The 17632-nt window shown below is 72.9% G+C and carries 17 protein-coding genes; 7 read left to right on the top strand and 10 right to left on the bottom strand.

Annotated features, from left to right (window positions below; all coding sequences use genetic code 11):
* The 6 genes from ACH4UK_RS18615 to pdhA form a co-directional block, all read right to left on the bottom strand.
* Entirely contained in the window at positions 1-1137 is a 1137-nt protein-coding gene (locus ACH4UK_RS18615) for a potassium channel family protein (RefSeq protein WP_398357512.1), read from the bottom strand.
* A complete protein-coding gene (locus tag ACH4UK_RS18610; RefSeq protein ID WP_398357510.1) occupies positions 1095-2828 on the bottom strand; it encodes a molybdopterin-binding protein in 1734 nt (577 codons plus the stop codon). The genes ACH4UK_RS18615 and ACH4UK_RS18610 overlap by 43 nt, the downstream gene beginning before the upstream one ends.
* On the bottom strand, positions 2825-3763 hold the full coding sequence (locus tag ACH4UK_RS18605; RefSeq protein ID WP_398357508.1) for an NTP transferase domain-containing protein: 939 nt from the start codon (positions 3761-3763) through the stop codon (positions 2825-2827). The genes ACH4UK_RS18610 and ACH4UK_RS18605 overlap by 4 nt, the downstream gene beginning before the upstream one ends.
* A gap of 99 nt (positions 3764-3862) precedes the next feature.
* Positions 3863-5344, bottom strand: a complete 1482-nt coding sequence (locus ACH4UK_RS18600) for a dihydrolipoamide acetyltransferase family protein (RefSeq protein WP_398357506.1) — start codon at positions 5342-5344, stop codon at positions 3863-3865.
* Positions 5344-6375: an alpha-ketoacid dehydrogenase subunit beta gene (locus ACH4UK_RS18595; RefSeq protein ID WP_398357505.1), complete on the bottom strand. Its 1032-nt coding sequence runs from the start codon at positions 6373-6375 to the stop codon at positions 5344-5346. The genes ACH4UK_RS18600 and ACH4UK_RS18595 overlap by 1 nt, the downstream gene beginning before the upstream one ends.
* The gene (gene pdhA, locus ACH4UK_RS18590) at positions 6372-7532 is read right to left on the bottom strand and encodes a pyruvate dehydrogenase (acetyl-transferring) E1 component subunit alpha (protein WP_398357503.1); all 1161 of its coding nucleotides are present in this window, start codon (positions 7530-7532) and stop codon (positions 6372-6374) included. The genes ACH4UK_RS18595 and pdhA overlap by 4 nt, the downstream gene beginning before the upstream one ends.
* A gap of 224 nt (positions 7533-7756) precedes the next feature.
* Here pdhA and ACH4UK_RS18585 point away from each other — a divergent pair, with 224 nt between their 5' ends.
* On the top strand, positions 7757-8335 hold the full coding sequence (locus tag ACH4UK_RS18585) for an Lrp/AsnC family transcriptional regulator (protein WP_398357501.1): 579 nt from the start codon (positions 7757-7759) through the stop codon (positions 8333-8335).
* Positions 8336-8377: 42 nt separating this feature from the next.
* On the opposite strand, the gene ACH4UK_RS18580 is transcribed toward ACH4UK_RS18585, so the two are convergent.
* Positions 8378-8974 carry a TetR/AcrR family transcriptional regulator gene (locus ACH4UK_RS18580; RefSeq protein ID WP_398357500.1) on the bottom strand — a complete coding sequence of 199 codons (597 nt, stop codon included), beginning with the start codon at positions 8972-8974 and terminating at the stop codon, positions 8378-8380.
* A 157-nt stretch (positions 8975-9131) separates the two neighbouring features.
* Here ACH4UK_RS18580 and paaN point away from each other — a divergent pair, with 157 nt between their 5' ends.
* Positions 9132-10832, top strand: a complete 1701-nt coding sequence (paaN, locus tag ACH4UK_RS18575) for a phenylacetic acid degradation protein PaaN (protein ID WP_398357498.1) — start codon at positions 9132-9134, stop codon at positions 10830-10832.
* On the opposite strand, the gene ACH4UK_RS18570 is transcribed toward paaN, so the two are convergent.
* Genes ACH4UK_RS18570 through ACH4UK_RS18560 form a run of 3 tightly spaced genes read right to left on the bottom strand, consistent with a single transcriptional unit; the run spans position 10833 to position 13782 of the window.
* A complete protein-coding gene (locus ACH4UK_RS18570; RefSeq protein ID WP_398357496.1) occupies positions 10833-11603 on the bottom strand; it encodes a TrmH family RNA methyltransferase in 771 nt (256 codons plus the stop codon). It abuts the gene before it with no gap.
* A complete protein-coding gene (locus ACH4UK_RS18565; RefSeq protein ID WP_398357495.1) occupies positions 11600-12964 on the bottom strand; it encodes an HTTM domain-containing protein in 1365 nt (454 codons plus the stop codon). The genes ACH4UK_RS18570 and ACH4UK_RS18565 overlap by 4 nt, the downstream gene beginning before the upstream one ends.
* Positions 12961-13782 (bottom strand): DUF5819 family protein, encoded by an 822-nt coding sequence (locus tag ACH4UK_RS18560; RefSeq protein WP_398357493.1) that lies wholly within the window; start codon positions 13780-13782, stop codon positions 12961-12963. Before ACH4UK_RS18560 ends, ACH4UK_RS18565 begins: the two co-directional genes overlap by 4 nt.
* Before the next feature lie 115 nt (positions 13783-13897).
* Here ACH4UK_RS18560 and paaA point away from each other — a divergent pair, with 115 nt between their 5' ends.
* Genes paaA through ACH4UK_RS18535 form a run of 5 tightly spaced genes read left to right on the top strand, consistent with a single transcriptional unit; the run spans position 13898 to position 17548 of the window.
* The gene (gene paaA / locus ACH4UK_RS18555; RefSeq protein WP_398357492.1) at positions 13898-14998 is read left to right on the top strand and encodes a 1,2-phenylacetyl-CoA epoxidase subunit PaaA; all 1101 of its coding nucleotides are present in this window, start codon (positions 13898-13900) and stop codon (positions 14996-14998) included.
* On the top strand, positions 14995-15285 hold the full coding sequence (gene paaB / locus ACH4UK_RS18550) for a 1,2-phenylacetyl-CoA epoxidase subunit PaaB (RefSeq protein WP_018513917.1): 291 nt from the start codon (positions 14995-14997) through the stop codon (positions 15283-15285). The genes paaA and paaB overlap by 4 nt, the downstream gene beginning before the upstream one ends.
* A complete protein-coding gene (gene paaC, locus ACH4UK_RS18545; RefSeq protein WP_398357490.1) occupies positions 15282-15998 on the top strand; it encodes a 1,2-phenylacetyl-CoA epoxidase subunit PaaC in 717 nt (238 codons plus the stop codon). Before paaB ends, paaC begins: the two co-directional genes overlap by 4 nt.
* Complete coding sequence (paaD, locus tag ACH4UK_RS18540) at positions 15992-16489, top strand: 1,2-phenylacetyl-CoA epoxidase subunit PaaD (protein ID WP_365551960.1); 498 nt, start codon at positions 15992-15994, stop codon at positions 16487-16489. Before paaC ends, paaD begins: the two co-directional genes overlap by 7 nt.
* Positions 16490-17548 carry a 2Fe-2S iron-sulfur cluster-binding protein gene (locus ACH4UK_RS18535; protein WP_398357488.1) on the top strand — a complete coding sequence of 353 codons (1059 nt, stop codon included), beginning with the start codon at positions 16490-16492 and terminating at the stop codon, positions 17546-17548.
* Positions 17549-17632: the final 84 nt, after the last annotated feature.

Here is a 17632-nt window from a genome sequence, read left to right as displayed (position 1 = left end):
TCAGGGGCGCGGCGGCATCGAGTTGTGCGGCACCGAGGCGGAGGAGGGGCTCTTCCGCACGATGGTGATGAGCCGGTCCGTCAACTGCAGCGGACTGGCCGCCGGGTCGTCGTAACCGAGCAGCCGGTGCCCGCGCAGAACGCTGACGACGAGGTCGTCCGTCTCCCGGACGTTCTTGCCCACCTCGGCCTTTATGACCGGCCGTTCCACCAGGTCGAGGCCGCTGCCCTGCTGGATCAGGTCCTCCATCACGGTGCCCGCGCTGGGGCTGAGGACGGAGAGGCCGAGCAGCCGTCCGGCGGCACTGGCGCTGGTGATGACGGCGTCCGCGCCGGACTGTCGCAGGAGGGGCGCGTTCTCCTCCTCGCGCACCGCCGCCACGATCTTCGCCCCGCGGTTCAGCTGACGTGCGGTCAGGGCCACCAGGACGGCGGTGTCGTCGCGCTGAGTGGCGATGATGATCTGACGCGCCTTCTGGAGCTCGGCGCGCAGCAGGACATCGCTGCGGGTGGCGTCGCCGAGCACGCCGGTGAAGCCCTCGGCGTTGGCGGCCTCGATCACCTTGGAGGCCGGATCGACGACGACGATCTGGTCCTTCCGCAGGCCGGTGGTGCAGAGGGTCAGGATCGCCGAGCGGCCCTTCGTGCCGAAGCCGACGACGACGGTGTGGTCACGCAAGTTGGATCTCCAACGCTTCAGCCGGAAGTCCTCCCGGGTCCGTTCCGTGAGGACTTCCAGAGTGGTACCGACCAGGATGATCAGGAAGAGCACGCGCAGCGGTGTCACGAGCACCACGTTGATCAGCCTGGCTCCGTCGCTGAACGGCGTGATGTCGCCGTATCCGGTGGTGGAGAGGGTGACCGTCGCGTAGTAGACCGCGTCGAGCAGGTCGACCTTGCCGTCGGCGGTGTCGTTGTAGCCGCTGCGGTCGAGCCAGACGATCAGCACGGTCGCGGTCAGGACGAGCAGCGCCATCAGCAGACGCTTGCCGACCTGGCGGGCCGGGCCGTCGACGACCCGGCGGGGGAGCATCACCCGGGTCGGCACGACCAGTTCGTCGGCTCGCCTGGCCATCGCATCGTGGCCGGGAAGTTTCACGTGAAACACCCTTCTGTCCACGGCGTCGCCGGGGCCCATGGCAGATCCAGAATCTCCACCTCGGTGCCGGACCGTACCCCGCCCGGCGGCACGACGGCCAACCCGTCCGCCGCGGCAATCCCCCGCAGCATCGCGGGGCCGTTGAAGCGGAGGGGAGCGACATGGTCCCGGCCGCCGGGTCGGCCCGCGCGGTGGACCACGGGGACGAGGCGGGTGTCGTGCGGATGCCCGTGCACCTCGGCATGGACGAGGGCCCGGTACGCGTCCTGGGCCGGGCGGCCCGCGATCCCCGCGAGCAACGGCTCGGCGAGGGTCAGGAGCCCCGATACGGCCGCGAGCGGATTGCCGGGCAGCCCGACCAGATACGGACCGTCCTGCCGTCCGGAAGCCGGCAGCCGCGCCAGCAGCATGGGGTGACCCGGGCGGACGGCGACCCCGTCCACCAGCAGTTCGGCCCCGAGGGCGTCGAGGACCGGGTGCACATGGTCGACCGGACCGGATGCGGTGCCTCCGGTGGTGACGATCAGGTCGGCATCGGAGGAGGCCAGGGCATCGCGCAGCGCCCCGGCGTCGTCGCCGAGGCGGCGGGGCCCGGAGACCTCGGCGCCCAGGGCCCGCAGCCAGGGGCCGAGCATGGGACCGAGGGCGTCACGGATCAACCCGTCGTGCGGCAGACCGGCGGCGAGCAGCTCGTCGCCGAGGACGAGGATGTCGACGCGCGGCCGGGGCACGGCGGGCAGCGCGTCGTACCCGGCGGCCGCGGCCAGACCGAGCACGGCCGGGGTCACGACGGTCCCGGCCGGGACGAGCTGCTCGCCCGAGCGGCACTCCTGGCCCCGGGGCCTGATGTCCTGTCCGGTGACCACGGGCCGCCGGGCGTGCAGCAGCCCCTTGGCCTCGTCGGGGTGCGCGTGCTCGCTGCGGATGACCGCCGTGGTGTCGGGCGGTACGCGGGCGCCGGTGGCGATGCGTACGGCGGTGCCGTCGGGCAGCGCGGTGGCCGGGCCGCGTCCGGCGAGAAGCCCCGCCCCGGCCTCGAACGCCCAGGGCCCCGGCCCGGCGACCGCCCAGCCGTCCATGGCCGAGGTGTCGAAGGACGGCAGATCGGTGAGCGCGCCGAGCGCCTCGGCCAGCACGTGCCCCAGCGCGCGGTCGAGCGGCAGCCGGACCACGGCGGTCGGCCCGGACCGGCCCGCCCGCGCGGCGACGACGCGCGCCCGGTCCCAGGAGAGGGGCGGGGCGGAAGGCCGTACGCGCCTGTCGGTCCGGGCCTCCCGAGCGGGAGGCCGGTCCCCGAGCCCGGGAGGCCAGGCCTCCGGCGAGGGGACGGGTGCACCGTCGGACGAGGGGGGTTCCGGCGGGACTCCCGTGGGGTCCCCCGAGGAGGCCCGGCCGGGCAGGGGGCGCTGATCTCCTGCGGAGGCCCGGGAGTCGGAGGCCCGGGAGGTGGAGGTGCCGTCGGCCGGACGGGACCCCGGACGCGGGCGCCGACTGTCCGGGTCACTGCCGGGCGCGCTGCCAGAAGCGCTGTCAGTAGCAATGTTGGGGCTGTTGGGGCTGCTGTCCAGGTCGCCGCCGGGGGTGCCGCCGGGGGCGTCCGCGCTGCGGCTCGGGCTCCGGCTCGGGCCGAGCCTCGACCCGCCGACCAGGGCGAGCGCCTGCTCGACGGCCCGCTCCTCCTCCTCGCGCGCGAGGTCGCTCCCGGGGCCGACGGGGTCGGGGCCGGTCATGGTGTCCCGGTCCCCTCGCGGCCCGCGTCGGGCTTCGCCTCGCCCGCCGGACCGCCCGCCGCGTCGCTCCCCGCCCCGGGCGCCGCGCTCGTCTCCGCCTCCCAGCGCAGAGCGAGGGCGGTGGCCCTGCGAGCGGCCTCCGCGACCGCTGCGGCGGCCTCGTCGGGCCCCGCGCCGGCGCTCGCCCTGGCTGCCGCGTATCCGACCAGGAAGGTCGTGAGCGGAGCAGCGGGCCGGGCGACTCCATGCGCGGCGTCACGGGCGAGGTCGAGCAGGACATCGGTGTCGACGTCGAGTTCGATTCCCAGTTCGTTCTTGACCGAGGTGATCCATTCGTCCAGCACGGCCCCATGCTCCCTGATCCGGGCTCGGGCGGCGGCGATGTCGTCCCAAGTGTCGCAGTCGAACGCGGCGTCAGGACCCGCGTCGACCCTTGCCAGCTCCAACTCCGCCGTCAGAAGCCGGAGCGGCAGCCCGGCGAGGCTCCCGTACTCGGTGGCGATCAGGGCCAGCTCGCGGCGGAGCGGCTCGGCACGGTAGGCGGCGACGAGCGGCTGGTCACGCCCGTCGGGATCGACGCACAGGGCCCCCTCCCGGCCGGGCTGCCCGGCGGCGGCGAGCAGCGCGTCGACCGTCCCCGGGCCGAGGAACGGAAGGTCGGCGGAGAGGACGAGAACGCGCTCCGCCGTCGTCAGCCGCAGCCCCGCGCCCAGGGCCGCCAACGGGCCGCCGCCCTGGGGTGTTTCCCGGGTCCAGGTGACCGGCCTGGCGGTGGCACGACGACCGCCCACCACCACGGTGCGGGCAGCGTCGGGGCAGGCCGCGAGGACCCGGTCGAGCAGCGCCCGGCCGCCCACCCGGACTCCTGGCTTGTCGGCGCCGCCGAGCCGCTTCGCGGCCCCGCCGGCAAGGACGATCACGTCATAGGCGGTCATCCGTCGAGTATGGGCGGCGCACCGGAGCGACGCCCCCGCCGGGGTGGCCGCAGGACCCTGGCCCGGAGGGGCGCGTCCGGAGAGCAGCCGGATGCGCGGCTACAGGGTGCGCAGCAGCACCGCCGGCTGCTCCACGCAGTCCGCCACATACCGGAGGAAGCCGCCCGCCGTTCCGCCGTCGCAGACCCGGTGGTCGAAGGTCAGGGACAGCTGGACGACCTGACGTACGGCCAGCTCGCCCCGGTGCACCCAGGGCTTGGGCATGATCCGGCCGACGCCGAGCATCGCCGCTTCCGGGTGGTTGATGATCGGCGTCGAGCCGTCGACCCCGAACACCCCGTAGTTGTTCAGTGTGAACGTGCCCCCGGTCAGCTGGGCGGGGCTCAGCTTCCCGGTCCGCGCCAGCTCGGTCAGCCGGGCGACCTCCGCCCCGATCGACTCGGCGTTACGGGTGTGCGCGTCCCGGACGACGGGAACGACGAGGCCCCGCTCGGTCTGGGCCGCGAACCCGAGGTGCACGCCGGGCAGCCGGACGATCTCCCGGGCCTGGGTGTCCACGGTGGAGTTGAGCTCGGGGAACCGGGCCAGCGCCGCCGTGCAGATCCTCGCCAGCAGAGCCAGCACCGACACCTTCGGTCCGGCGGACGGGCCCGTGGCGGCGTTCATCGCGGCCCTGACCGCCATCAGCTCGGTGGCGTCGGCGTCGACCCAGCAGGTGGCGTCCGGGATCTCGGTCCGGCTGCGCGACAGCTTGTCGGCGACCGCTCCGCGCACCCCGCGCAGCGGAATCCGTTCGGCGGCCGGAGCGGCCGGGCCACTCGGCCCCGCCCCCGCGAGTGCCGGGGGAGCGCCGACCGGGGCCGCGACCGCCGCAGGCGCCTGGGCCGCAGATGCCCGCGCCGCCACGGTCTCCTCCGCCTCCCGGATCACCCGGTCGACGTCGGCGCGCAGGATGAGCCCGTCGGGACCCGAACCCGCCAGCCGCCGGAGATCGATGTCGTGCTGCCTGGCCAGTCGGCGTACCAGCGGAGAGACCACCGCCACGGGGCCCTGCCGTTCCGTCACGAGAACCGTCGCCGGGGCGGGGGCCGTAACGGACGCCTTCGCCGGGGCGGGAGCCGTGACGGACGCCTTCGCCGGGGCGGTCACGACGGCGTCGGCCACCGCCCGGTCGAGCCGGTCGGGACGAATGCGCCGACGGCGTGCCGCCGGTGCGCCGGTCCCGTACCCCACGAGGACGTTCCCCGACCCGCCCGAGGACTCCGTGTCAGAGCCGGCCGGGACGGAGGAACCGGAGGACGACGGGGACGGACCGGAGAGATCCAGCCCGTCCGGGGCCCCGACCGCGACCGTCAGCAGCGGTGCGCCGACGGGGAGTTCCGCCCCCTCCTCGCCGAACCGTGCGGTCACCACACCCCCGTAGGGGCAGGGCACCTCCACCATGGCCTTGGCCGTCTCGACCTCGACGACGGGCTGGTCGATGGCGACGACGTCGCCGACCTCCACCAGCCAGCGGACGATCTCCGCCTCGGTCAGTCCCTCACCGAGGTCCGGCAGCTTGAACTCGAGCACCTGCGCCATCAGCTGTCCGCCTCCCACTGCAACCGGGCCACCGCGTCGAGCACCCGGTCCACTCCCGGCAGATGATGCCGCTCCAGCATGGGCGGCGGATAGGGGATGTCGAACCCGGCCACCCGCAGCACCGGGGCCTCCAGGTGGTGGAAGCACCGCTCCGTGATCCGGGCCGCGATCTCCCCGCCGGGCCCGCCGAATCCGGGGGACTCATGGACGACGACCGCGCGCCCGGTGCGCCGCACCGACGCGGCCACCGTCTCGTCGTCGAACGGCACCAGCGAGCGCAGGTCGACCACTTCGAGGTCCCAGCCCTCGGCGAGGGCCGCTTCCGCGGCCTCCATGCAGACCGGCAGGGAGGGACCGTACGTGATCAGGGTGGCGCTGCGCCCGGAACGGCGCACCACGGCCCTGCCGATCGGCTCCACCGCGGCGGGGGCCTCGGGGGACCAGTCGGCCTTGGACCAGTAGAGCCGCTTCGGCTCCAGGAAGACCACCGGGTCGTCCGAGGCGATCGACGCCCGCAGCAGCCCGTACGCGTCGTCGACCGTGGCCGGCGTGACGACGTGCAGGCCGGGTGTGGCCATGTAGTACGCCTCGGAGGAGTCGCTGTGGTGCTCGACCCCGCCGATCCCACCGCCGTACGGCACCCGGACGGTGATGGGGAGCGGCATCGCGCCACCGGTGCGGTTGCGCATCTTGGCGACATGGCTGATCAGCTGCTCGAACGCCGGGTAGGCGAACGCGTCGAACTGCATCTCCACCACGGGCCGCAGCCCGTACATCGCCATGCCGACGGCCGCGCCGAGGATGCCCGCCTCGGCCAGCGGGGTGTCGGTGCAGCGGTCGTCGCCGAACTCCTTCGCCAGCCCGTCGGTGATCCGGAAGACCCCGCCGAGCGTGCCCACGTCCTCGCCGAGCACATGGACCGTGGGGTCCTCGGCCATCGAGTCGCGCAGCGCCCGCCCGAGGGCCTGAGCCATCGTGGCCGGTTTCGCCTTCGCCGTACGTCCGCCGGCCGTCACTGCCGCGGTGCTCATCGTCCCGCCTCCGCGCCGTGCTCGTCGTGGTCCTGCTCGGCGTCCAGCTCGGCGCGCAGCGCGGCGGCCTGCTCCCGGAGCTGGCCGGTCTGCTCGGCGTAGACATGGGTGAACAGGTCCATCGGCGCCAGCTCAGGATCGGCGTTCATCCGGTCGCGCAGCGCGGCGGCCATCCGTTCGGCGGCCTCCTTCGCCTGCTCGATGCCCGCGTCGTCCAGCAGTCCGCGGCCCGTCAGCTCGCGCTCCAGCAGGCGCACCGGGTCGTGCGCCTTCCAGGCCTCGACCTCGCTGTCGATCCGATAGCGGGTGGCGTCGTCGGCGTTGGTGTGGGCTTCCATGCGATAGGTGACGGCCTCGACCAGGGTCGGGCCCTCGCCGCGCCGGGCCCGTGCCACGGCCTCGCTGAGCACCTGGTGCACCGCGGCGGCGTCGTTGCCGTCGACGAGGCGGCCCGGCATCCCGTATCCGACGGCCTTGTGGGCGAGGGAGGGGGCGGCGGTCTGCTTGGCCAGCGGCACGGAGATCGCGAAGCCGTTGTTCTGGACGAAGAAGACGACCGGGGCCTTCCAGACGGCCGCGAAGTTCAGCGCCTCGTGGAAGTCGCCCTCGCTGGTGCCGCCGTCGCCGACCATCGCGAGCGCCACCACGTCGTCGCCCTTGAGCCGGGCGGCGTGTGCCAGCCCCACGGCGTGCGGGAGCTGGGTGGCCAGCGGGGTGCACAGCGGGGCGATGCGGTGCTCGCGCGGGTCGTAACCGGTGTGCCGGTCCCCGCGCAGCAGGGTGAGCGCCTCGACCGGGTCCAGACCGCGCGCGACGGCCGCCAGCGTGTCGCGGTAGCTGGGAAAGAGCCAGTCGCGCTCCTCCAGGACCAGGGCGGCGGCGATCTCGCACGCCTCCTGGCCGGTGCTCGACGGGTAGACCGCCAGCCGGCCCTGCTTCGTCAGCGCGGTGGCCTGGGCGTTGTAACGGCGCCCGCGGACCAGCTCGGCGTGGAGCCGGAGCAACAGCTCGGGATCGACGTCGGCGACCGCGTCCGTACCGAGCACCCGGTAGGGCTCCGGGTCCGGGAGCAGCGGGGCGGGGTCGGTGATCGGCTTCCAGGCCGGGGGCGGCGTGGGCCGGTAGGCGGCCGCGCCGGGCAGCTCTTGGACCGTCATGAGAAGCACCTCCTGGCATCGAGGGAGATCGAGGGGTGTCGATCGGGGGTGTCGATATGAAGCGAGATGTCGAGGGGCGGGCGAGGCACGGATGTGGTGCGCCTCACCTACCGATTGTTCGGTCGCGAGCGCATTTTGGCTACAGGCGCCGCCAGCCTGTGGACAAACGGTTCTCCACAGCCTGGGATAGGGGCAGGTCGTCCACAACAGGGAGGCGCGGGCAGATGGCAGCTGAACAAATGGCCGACAAGGGCAGGGAGCCGGGCCAGGCCGCGCCCCCGGCCACGCCGCCGGCCGCCCCCGCGGGCCCGGCGACGGAACCCCCGGTTCCGCCCGCCCGACCGCTGGACGCCATCGACCGCGACATCCTGCGCATCCTCCAGACGGACGGCCGCGCCTCGATACGGTCCGTGGCCGAACGGGTCCACGTCTCGCGCGCCAACGCCTACGCCCGTATCAACCGGCTCGTCGAGGACGGCGTGATCCGCGGCTTCGGCGCGCGGGTCGACCACGAGCGGGCGGGCCAGGGGGCGTCCGCGTACATCACGCTCAAGATCGTGCAGAACTCCTGGCGCACCGTGCGCGAGCAGCTCCAGGCGCTGCCCGGGGCCACGCACCTCGCCCTGGTCAGCGGAGACTTCGACGTGCTGCTCCTGGTGCACACGCCGGACAACCGGGCGCTGCGCGAGCTGGTCCTCACCCGGATCCAGTCCATCCCCGAGGTGCTCTCGACGCGCACGCTGCTGGTGTTCGAGGAGACGGACCTCGGCCCGCGCCCGGACCGGCCGGCCGAGCTCGCCTGACCGCGTCGGCGGGAGGCGGGAGGACGACCGGCAGCGGCGGGCTCAGCGGCCGTTCGCCCGCATCCCCTCGAAGGCCAGCTGGACCACCGTGTCCGCGAGCTGCTCCTCCCCCGGGAAGCCGCCGGACTGCGGCCGATACCACTCGACCAGCGAGTTCACCATGCCGAACAGCAGCCGGGTCGCCAGCCGTATGTCCACGTCCGCCCGGAGGTCACCCTCGGCCACCGCGGCCTGCAGCAGCTCCGACACCCGCTGGTCGAACTCGCGGCGCCGCTCCAGCGCCCAGCGCTCCGTCTTCGTGTTGCCGCGCACGCGCAGCAGCAGGGTGACGTAGGGGACCTCGGCCATCAGCACGTCGACGGTCCGGCGCGTGACGTACTCGACCCGCTCGACCGCGCGCCCGCGCAGCGCCCCCGGCTCGTCGAGGATGGCGAAGAGACCGTCCAGCGCCCGGCTCACGGCCCGGCGCAGCAGCTCCTCCTTGCCCGCCACATGGTGGTAGATGGAGGATTTCGAGATGCCCGCCGCCCGCGAGAGGTGCTCCATGGACGTGCCGTCGTAGCCACGCTCGTTGAAGACACGAACGGCGACGGTCAGCAGAGTCTCCGGTGTGTACGTGTCCCGCTTGGCCGTGGTCATGTCCGCGATCCTCCCCCATGAGGGATCAGCCCCGCACAGGCGGGGACCATCGAAGTTGTCCACAGGTTTCCCGGGGGCCCCTTGTCCCGACCGATCGTTCGGTTACTCTAACTCCGTCCGTACGTCCCCGCCCGGCTCGATGAGGAGTTGGTCCGCCATGGCCGCCGCGCTCACCCCCCAGCAGCTGTCCGAGACCCACCGGCCCACGCTCGACCAGGCCCTCGACGTGATCAGTACCCGCGCGTACTGGTCGCCGCACCCCGAGCACCCGAAGGCCTACGGCGAGGGCGGCGCCCCGGGCAGTCTCGGAGCCGCCGAGGGCAAGGCCGCGTTCGACGCACTGCTGGGCGCCCGGCTCGACCTGGGGCAGCCGGGCACCGACGGCTGGACCGGCGGCGAGGTCTCGCCGTACGGGCCGGAGCTCGGCGTCGAGTATCCGCACGCCGACCTGGACGTCCTGCTTCCGGCGATGAAGGCCGGCACGGGCGCCTGGCGGGCGGCCGGTCCGGAGATCCGGGCCCTGGTCTGTCTGGAGATCCTTTCGCGGATCAGCGCCCGCACCCACGAGCTGGCCCACGCGGTGATGCACACGAGCGGCCAGGCCTTCATGATGGCGTTCCAGGCGGGCGGCCCGCACGCCCAGGACCGCGGCCTGGAAGCCGTGGCGTACGCCTACCGGGAGCAGGTCCGCACCCCGGAGACGGCCGACTGGTCCAAGCCGCAGGGCAAGCGCGATCCGCTGAAGCTGCACAAGTCGTTCATCACGTCCGGCCGCGGCGTCGCGCTGCTCATCGGCTGCAACACCTTCCCCACGTGGAACGGCTATCCCGGCCTCTTCGCCTCCCTCGCCACGGGCAACCCGGTGCTGGTGAAGCCGCACCCGCGCGCGGTGCTCCCGCTGGCTCTCACGGTGTCCATCGCCCGTGAGGTGCTGAGCGAGGCGGGCTTCGACCCGAATCTGGTCGCGCTGGCCGCCGAGCGGCCCGGCGAGGGCATCGCCAAGACCCTGGCGGTCCGCCCCGAGATCCGGATCATCGACTACACCGGCTCCACCGCCTTCGGCGACTGGCTGGAGGACAACGCCCGCCAGGCCCAGGTCTACACGGAGAAGGCCGGCGTCAACACCATCGTCCTCGACTCCACCGACGACTACCGGGGCATGCTCTCCAACCTGGCGTTCTCGCTCTCGCTGTACAGCGGCCAGATGTGCACCACCCCGCAGAACCTGCTGATCCCCCGGGACGGCATCGCCACCGACGACGGCGCCAAGTCCTACGACGACGTGGTCGCCGACATCGCGGCCGCCGTCACCGGGCTGCTCGGCGACGACGCCCGCGCGGCCGCCCTGCTCGGCGCGCTGGTCAACCCGGACGTCAGGGCCCGGGTGGAGGCGGCCGGGGAGCTCGGCGAGGTGGCGCTGGACTCGCGGACGGTCGCGAACGCCGAATTCCCCGACGCGGTCGTCCGTACGCCGGTCGTCGTGAAGCTCGACGGCACCAAGACCGACGACGGCGCGGCCTACCTCTCGGAGTGCTTCGGGCCGGTGTCCTTCGCCGTCGCCGTCGAGTCGACGTCCGCCGCCCTGGAGCTGCTCCGCCGCACGATCCGCGACAAGGGGGCGATGACGGTCGGCGCGTACACCACGTCCCCCGAGGTGGAGCGTGCGATCGAGGAGGTCTGCCTGGACGAGTCGGCCCAGCTCTCGCTGAACCTGACCGGAGGGGTCTACGTCAACCAGACCGCGGCCTTCTCCGACTTCCACGGCTCCGGCGGCAACCCCGCCGCGAACGCGGCGCTGTGCGACGGAGCCTTCGTCGCCAACCGCTTCCGCGTGGTGGAGGTGCGCCGCCAGGCCTGACTAGCGGGTCTCTCGCGGGTCCGGGACATCGGCGTGGCGCTGCACCCACGCGTGCATCGCGATGGCCGCGGCGGCGCCGGCGTTGATCGACCGGGTCGAGCCGAACTGCGCGATCGAGCACACCATCGTGGCGTGCTCGCGCGCTTCCTCGGTCAGGCCCGGTCCCTCCTGCCCGAACAGCAGGACGCACCGGCGCGGCAGTTCGGTGCGCTCCAGCGGCACTGCGCCGGGGAGGTTGTCGATCCCGATGATCGGCAGCCCCTCGGCGGCCGCCCACGCGGTGAGGTCCGCCGTGTCGGGGTGATGGCGCACATGCTGGTAGCGGTCGGTGACCATGGCGCCGCGCCGGTTCCAGCGCCGCCGGCCCACGATGTGGATCTCCTTGGCCAGGAAGGCGTTGGCGGTCCGCACCACCGAGCCGATGTTGAAGTCGTGGCCCCAGTTCTCCACGGCCACGTGGAAGTCGTGCCGCCGCAGGTCGAGATCGGCGACGATCGCCTCCCGCGTCCAGTAGCGGTACGCGTCGCCGACGTTGCGCCGGTCGCCCTGGGCCAGCAGTTCGGGGTCGTAGCGCTCGCCCTCGGGCCAGGGCAGCGGATGCGGCCCGACCCCGATCGGCTGGCCGTACCCGTCGTCGTACTGGAGGGGCTCCGCCGAAAGGGGCTCCGCCGGAACGGGCTCCGTCGGGGCGGCGTCGGGCTGGACGCCCCCGGGCCTGGTCGGGTCCACCGCTGCCGGGGGTTCTTGGGTTCTGCCGGTCTCACTGCTCACCCGACGAGCGTATGGCCCCCGCCGCCGCCCTGGAGCCGGGGCTCCTCCGTACCGCCGTCCGCCGATCCGGTCTCCGGGGGGTCCGCCGATCCGGGTACGCCGCCGGGCGCCCCGGGCTTCCCCGGCGTACGGGAGCGGCCGGGCAGTCGGGAGACCAGCTGCCGCCTGCCGATCGTGGCGCGGCCGCCCAGCCACACGAGGAAGGCCGTCGGCAGGAACACCGCGTCGGCCGCGATCATCGCCATGGAGAAGAACGGCAGACCCAGCAGCAGGGCGATCCCCGCGTGCTCGCAGATCATCGCGACCAGCAGGACGTTCTTGACCCGCCGGTTGAACAGCGTGAACGGGAAGGCGACCTGGACGATGACCGTGCCGTACGTCAGCACCATCACCATCAGCCCGCTGGCGCCCAGGATGTCGGAGAGGGCGGGCCACGGGGTGAAGTAGTCGAGATTGAGCGGGTAGTAGAGCGCGGTGCCGTCCTGCCAGCGCGACCCCTGGATCTTGTACCAGCCGGCGGTCGCGTAGATCAGGCAGACCTCGGCCATGATCACGGCGAGCGTGGCGTTGTGCGCGAGGTTGGCCAGCACATCGAGCAGGGTGCGTGGCTCGCCGTGCGGCAGGTAGCGGTTCACGGCCCACCAGGCGGCGGCGGAGAGCCAGATCGTCCACAGCAGGGCGGGGAGCCACCAGGTGCCGCCGAGACCGCCCAGCGAGGTGGCCGCCACGAGGACGGGGCCGAGGAGCACCCAGAGCACCGGGCCCACGATGTCCCGCAGGGGCGGCAGGCCCGCGGCGGCACGCCGCGCCTGGCGCGCCGCACGGCGGGCGTCCAGCGACCAGACCTGGGCGCAGCGCGTGAGCACCAGGTAGATCGCCATGAGGTGGACGACGTTGTCGCCGCCGTCGCCCATGAAGATGCTGCGGTTCTGCACGGAGAGCACGCCGACCATGAAGAGGACGGACATGGTCCGGGTCCGCCAGCCGAGCATCAGCGCCGCGGCGGACAGCAGCGTGAGGACGTACACGGCCTCGAACCAGACCGTGCTGTCGGTCCACATCAGGACGGAGAAGGCCTCGTTGCCGTTCGTGAGCTGGCGGGCCAGGTCCCAGTGCCACGGGCTGTCGGGGCCGTACAGCTCATGGCGGTTCGGCAGCTCGCGCAGCAGGAAGAAGAGGTAGGTGGCGGCGAAACCGATCCGGACGACGGCGCTCTGGTAGGGGCCGAGGGCCGAGGCGGTGACGCGCTGGAGGGCACGGGCCAGGCCGTCGCCGGAGCCGCCGAAGCGGGGCGCGGCCGGGCGGGGGCCCGTGGACTGCCGGGCCGCGTCCCGCGGGGTCGCGGGCGGGGGGATGCTCACCGGTTCTCCTCCACGCCCTGCGCCGCGCTCCGGCGCCGTTCCGCCTCGCGGGCGGGGAGATCGTCCGGGGCCACGGTCCACCAGGGGAGTACGCGGTGGACGGGCCGGGTACTGATCTTCTCGTTGCTCCACGGGGGCGGGGCGATGGAGCTGGTGGCCGAGCGGAGCTGAATGCGTTCGATGGTGCCGCCGTAGTCGCGCTCGCTCAGCCGCAGCATCGTGATGCGCCGGATGTAGCGCTCGGAGAGATCCCCGCGCAGGCCGTTGGGGCGGTTCTCGCTGTCGTGGGAGTTGACGTAGAAGTCCCAGCCCCGGCGGAGCTCGTTCTGGTCCACATGGCTGGGGAAGAAACTGCCGCGTATCCCCTCGCTGTCCTCATGGGTGAGGTTCATCCAGCGCGTGGTGCGGCGGCCGTCGGCCCCCACCACTTCGGCCCGCACATGCACGGCGACGTTCTGCTGGAGCGGGTTGGGCGCGAAGAGCTTCCAGTTCTGCTCGAACTCCGGGTAGATCCAGCGGTCGATCGTCTTGCCGTGTTCTTTGGTCAGCGTGTTCGACGGGGCGACGTGCAGGAACGCCATGGCCACCTGCGTGCAGGCGAGGACCCCGATCAGGGACAGCGCCAGGGCCGCGACCACCTGGTAGGGAAAGGAGAGCCCGGCTATGCCCCGGCCGGTGGCGGGGGGCTCGGCCACCGGCGCCGAGGGCGTCGGCGATATGGCTTCGGGGGTGTCCTGCGCTTCCGCCGGCCGGTTCAACGCCTGCGGCCAGGCGTCCTTTCCCCCGCCCGCAGAGCCCCTGTCGTGGTCCGAATCCATCCCGCCCCGATCACCGTCGATCACCACTCAGTTATCCACAGGGTTGACACCCTACGGGCCTCCGACTCACCATTGAAGTCAAGGAACCGAACGATCGGTCGGTAGGGAGCCCGGGATGGCGGCAGTGACTGCGGACCAGACGACGCAGAAGACGCTCGGCACGGCGGATGCGGTGGACGCGGCGGGCGCGGAGCGCCTCGCGGCCTTCGACGCGACCGTGGCGGCGGACGAGCGGATCGAGCCGCGCGACTGGATGCCCGACGCCTACCGGGCGACGCTGGTCCGCCAGATGGCCCAGCACGCGCACTCGGAGATCATCGGCATGCAGCCCGAGGCCAACTGGATCACCCGGGCGCCCTCGCTGCGCCGCAAGGCGATCCTCATGGCCAAGGTGCAGGACGAGGCAGGCCACGGCCTGTATCTCTACAGCGCCGCCGAGACCCTGGGCACCAGCCGCGAGGAGCTGCTCGACAAGCTTCACGCCGGCCGCCAGCGCTATTCGTCGATCTTCAACTACCCCACGCTGACCTGGGCCGACGTCGGCGCGATCGGCTGGCTGGTGGACGGGGCCGCGATCACCAACCAGGTGCCGCTCTGCCGCTGCTCCTACGGCCCCTACGCCCGCGCGATGGTCCGCATCTGCAAGGAGGAGTCCTTCCACCAGCGCCAGGGGTACGAGCTGCTGCTCGCCCTCAGCCGCGGCACCGAGGCCCAGCACGCCATGGCCCAGGACGCGGTGAACCGCTGGTGGTGGCCCTCCTTGATGATGTTCGGCCCGCCCGACGACGCGTCGTCGCACTCCGAGCAGTCCATGGCCTGGAAGATCAAGCGGCACTCCAACGACGAGCTGCGTCGGCGCTTCGTGGACATCTGCGTGCCCCAGGCCGAGGCGCTGGGCCTGGAGCTCCCGGACCCCGACATCCGGTGGAACGAGGAGCTCGGCCGGCACGACTTCGGCGCGATCGACTGGGCGGAGTTCCAGGCGGTCCTCAAGGGCAACGGCCCCTGCAACGACGAGCGGATCACCCAGCGTCGCAGGGCCCACGAGGAAGGCGCCTGGGTCCGGGACGCGGCGGCCGCGTACGCGGCCAAGCACGCCCCGGCCGTGACACCCGCCTCACCGGCAGGGGCCCCGGCACAGCCACCGGCCCACGCATCGGCATCGGCATCGGCACAGAACAGCGCGTCCGCGCAGCATGGGGAGGAAACGGCATGAGCAGCTCGACCGACTGGCCTCTGTGGGAGGTGTTCGTGCGCTCGCGGCGCGGACTGTCCCACACCCATGCGGGCAGCCTGCACGCGCCGGACGCCGAGATGGCCCTGCGCAACGCCCGCGACCTCTACACCCGCCGCTCGGAGGGCGTCTCGATCTGGGTGGTCCCGTCCACCGAGATCACCGCCTCGTCCCCCGACGAGAAGGACTCCTTCTTCGAGCCGGCCGGCGACAAGCCCTACCGCCACCCGACGTTCTACGAGATCCCGGACGGGGTGAAGCACCTGTGAGCGCCGCACTCGCCCTCGGCGACGACGCGCTGGTGCTCTCGCACCGGCTGGGGGAGTGGGCCGGCCACGCCCCCGTCCTGGAGGAGGAGGTGGCGCTCGCCAACATCGCCCTGGACCTGCTGGGACAGGCGCGGGTGCTGCTCTCGCTCGTCGGCGACGAGGACGAGCTCGCCTACCTCCGCGAGGAGCGGTCCTTCCGCAACCTCCAGCTGGTCGAGCAGCCGAACGGGGACTTCGCCCACACCATCGCCCGGCAGCTCTACTTCTCGGTGTACCAGCACCTGCTGTACGAGCGGCTGGCGGCCGGGGACGGTGAGTTCACCGGCCTCGCGGGCAAGGCCGTGAAGGAGGTGGCCTACCACCGCGACCACGCCGAGCAGTGGGTCCTGAGGCTCGGCGACGGCACGGACGAGAGCCACCGCCGGATGCAGAGCGGCCTGGACGCGCTGTGGCGGTTCACCGGCGAGATGTTCCAGCCGGTCGAAGGGCTCGACGCCCCGGACTCCGGTGTCGACTGGCAGACGCTCCAGAGCGGTTGGCTCGCCGCCGTCACCGATGTCGTCGAGCGGGCCGGCCTGGCCCTCCCGGCGGGCCCGCGGTCCGGGGGCTGGGCGGCGGGCGCGGGCCGGCAGGGCCTGCACACCGAGCCGTTCGGCCGCATGATCGCCGAGATGCAGCACCTGCACCGCAGCCACCCGGGGGCGTCATGGTGACCGACACCCGGCTGGAGGCGGAGCTGCGCGGCCTCGCCGGATCCGTGCCCGACCCCGAGCTCCCGGTGCTGACCCTGGCGGAGCTCGGCGTCCTGCGGGACGTTCGGTTGGACGGTCCGGGCCGGGTGACCGTGCAGCTCACCCCGACCTACACCGGCTGCCCGGCGATCGAGGCCATGTCCGCCGACATCGAGCGGGTGCTGCACGACCACGGCGTCCCGGACGTCTCCGTGGTCACGGTCCTGGCGCCGGCCTGGTCGACGGACGACATCAGCGCCGAAGGGCGGCGCAAGCTCGCCGAGTTCGGCATAGCGCCGCCGCGCGCCCACAGCGCCGACGGCGGCCCGGTGCCGCTGACCCTCTCGGTCCGCTGCCCGCACTGCGGCTCCACGGACACGGAGTTGCTCAGCCGGTTCTCCTCCACGGCGTGCAAGGCCCTGCGCCGCTGCGTCGCCTGTCGTGAACCGTTCGACCACTTCAAGGAGTTGTAGATGTTCCATCCGCTCCGGGTCAGCGCGATCGAACGGATCACGGACGATGCGGTGGCTGTGACCCTGGCCGTCCCGGCCGAGCTGCGCGAGACCTTCCGCCACACCCCAGGCCAGCATCTGAACGTGCGCTACACCGTGGACGGCCAGGAGATCCGCCGGTCGTACTCGATCTGCGCACCGGCCACCGAGCAGCCCGGCGAACCGGTGCTGCGGGTGGGCATCCGCATGGTCGAGGGCGGGGCGTTCTCCACGTACGCCCTGAAGGAACTGGCCGTCGGCGACCGGGTGGAGGCGATGCCCCCGATGGGCCGCTTCGTCCTGAAGCCGCGCCCGGGGCTGTTCGCGGCGGTCGTCGGCGGCAGCGGCATCACCCCGGTGCTGTCGATGGCGGCCACCCTGCTCTCACGGGAGCCGACGGCTCGGTTCTGCCTGATCCGCAGCGACCGCACGGCGGCCTCGACAATGTTCCTCGACGAGGTGGCCGACCTCAAGGACCGTTATCCGGACCGCTTCCAGCTGGTCACCGCGCTCTCCCGGGAGGAACAGTCGGCCGGGCTCCCCTCCGGGCGGCTGGACGCCGAACGGCTCACCGCCCTTCTGCCCGCCGTACTGCCGGTGCCGGAGGTGGACGGCTGGTTCCTGTGCGGGCCGCTCGGCCTCGTACGGGGCGCGGAGAAGGCCCTCAAAGCCCTCGGCGTCGACCGGTCCCGGGTCCACCAGGAGATCTTCCACGTCGACGAGGGCCCCGCCGACGCGACGGTGGTCAAGGTCGCCGCCCCGTCCGACTCCCTGCTGACGGCCACCCTCCACGGCCGCTCGGGCAGCTGGCCCGTGCAGGACTCCGAATCCCTGCTGGAGACGGTCCTGCGGAGCCGTTCGGACGCCCCCTACGCCTGTAAGGGCGGGGTCTGCGGGACCTGCCGGGCGTTCCTCGTGTCGGGCGAGATCCGGATGGACCGCAACTTCGCGCTGGAACCGGAGGAGACCGGGGCGGGGTTCGTGCTGGCCTGCCAGTCGCATCCGCTCACCCCGGAGGTGGAGCTCGACTTCGACCGCTGAGGCACCCGCGCGCCGCCGCGCTGTTCCCTTCCCATAGAACCTGTTCTATCTTGACGACCCGTCAGGTCGTCAACGGTTAGCGGG

The organism is Streptomyces sp. NPDC020884 (assembly GCF_044333935.1).
GTDB lineage: Bacteria > Actinomycetota > Actinomycetes > Streptomycetales > Streptomycetaceae > Streptomyces.
The sequence above is the reverse complement of the archived record's forward strand: the minus strand, read 5'-3'. Positions and strand labels throughout refer to the sequence as shown.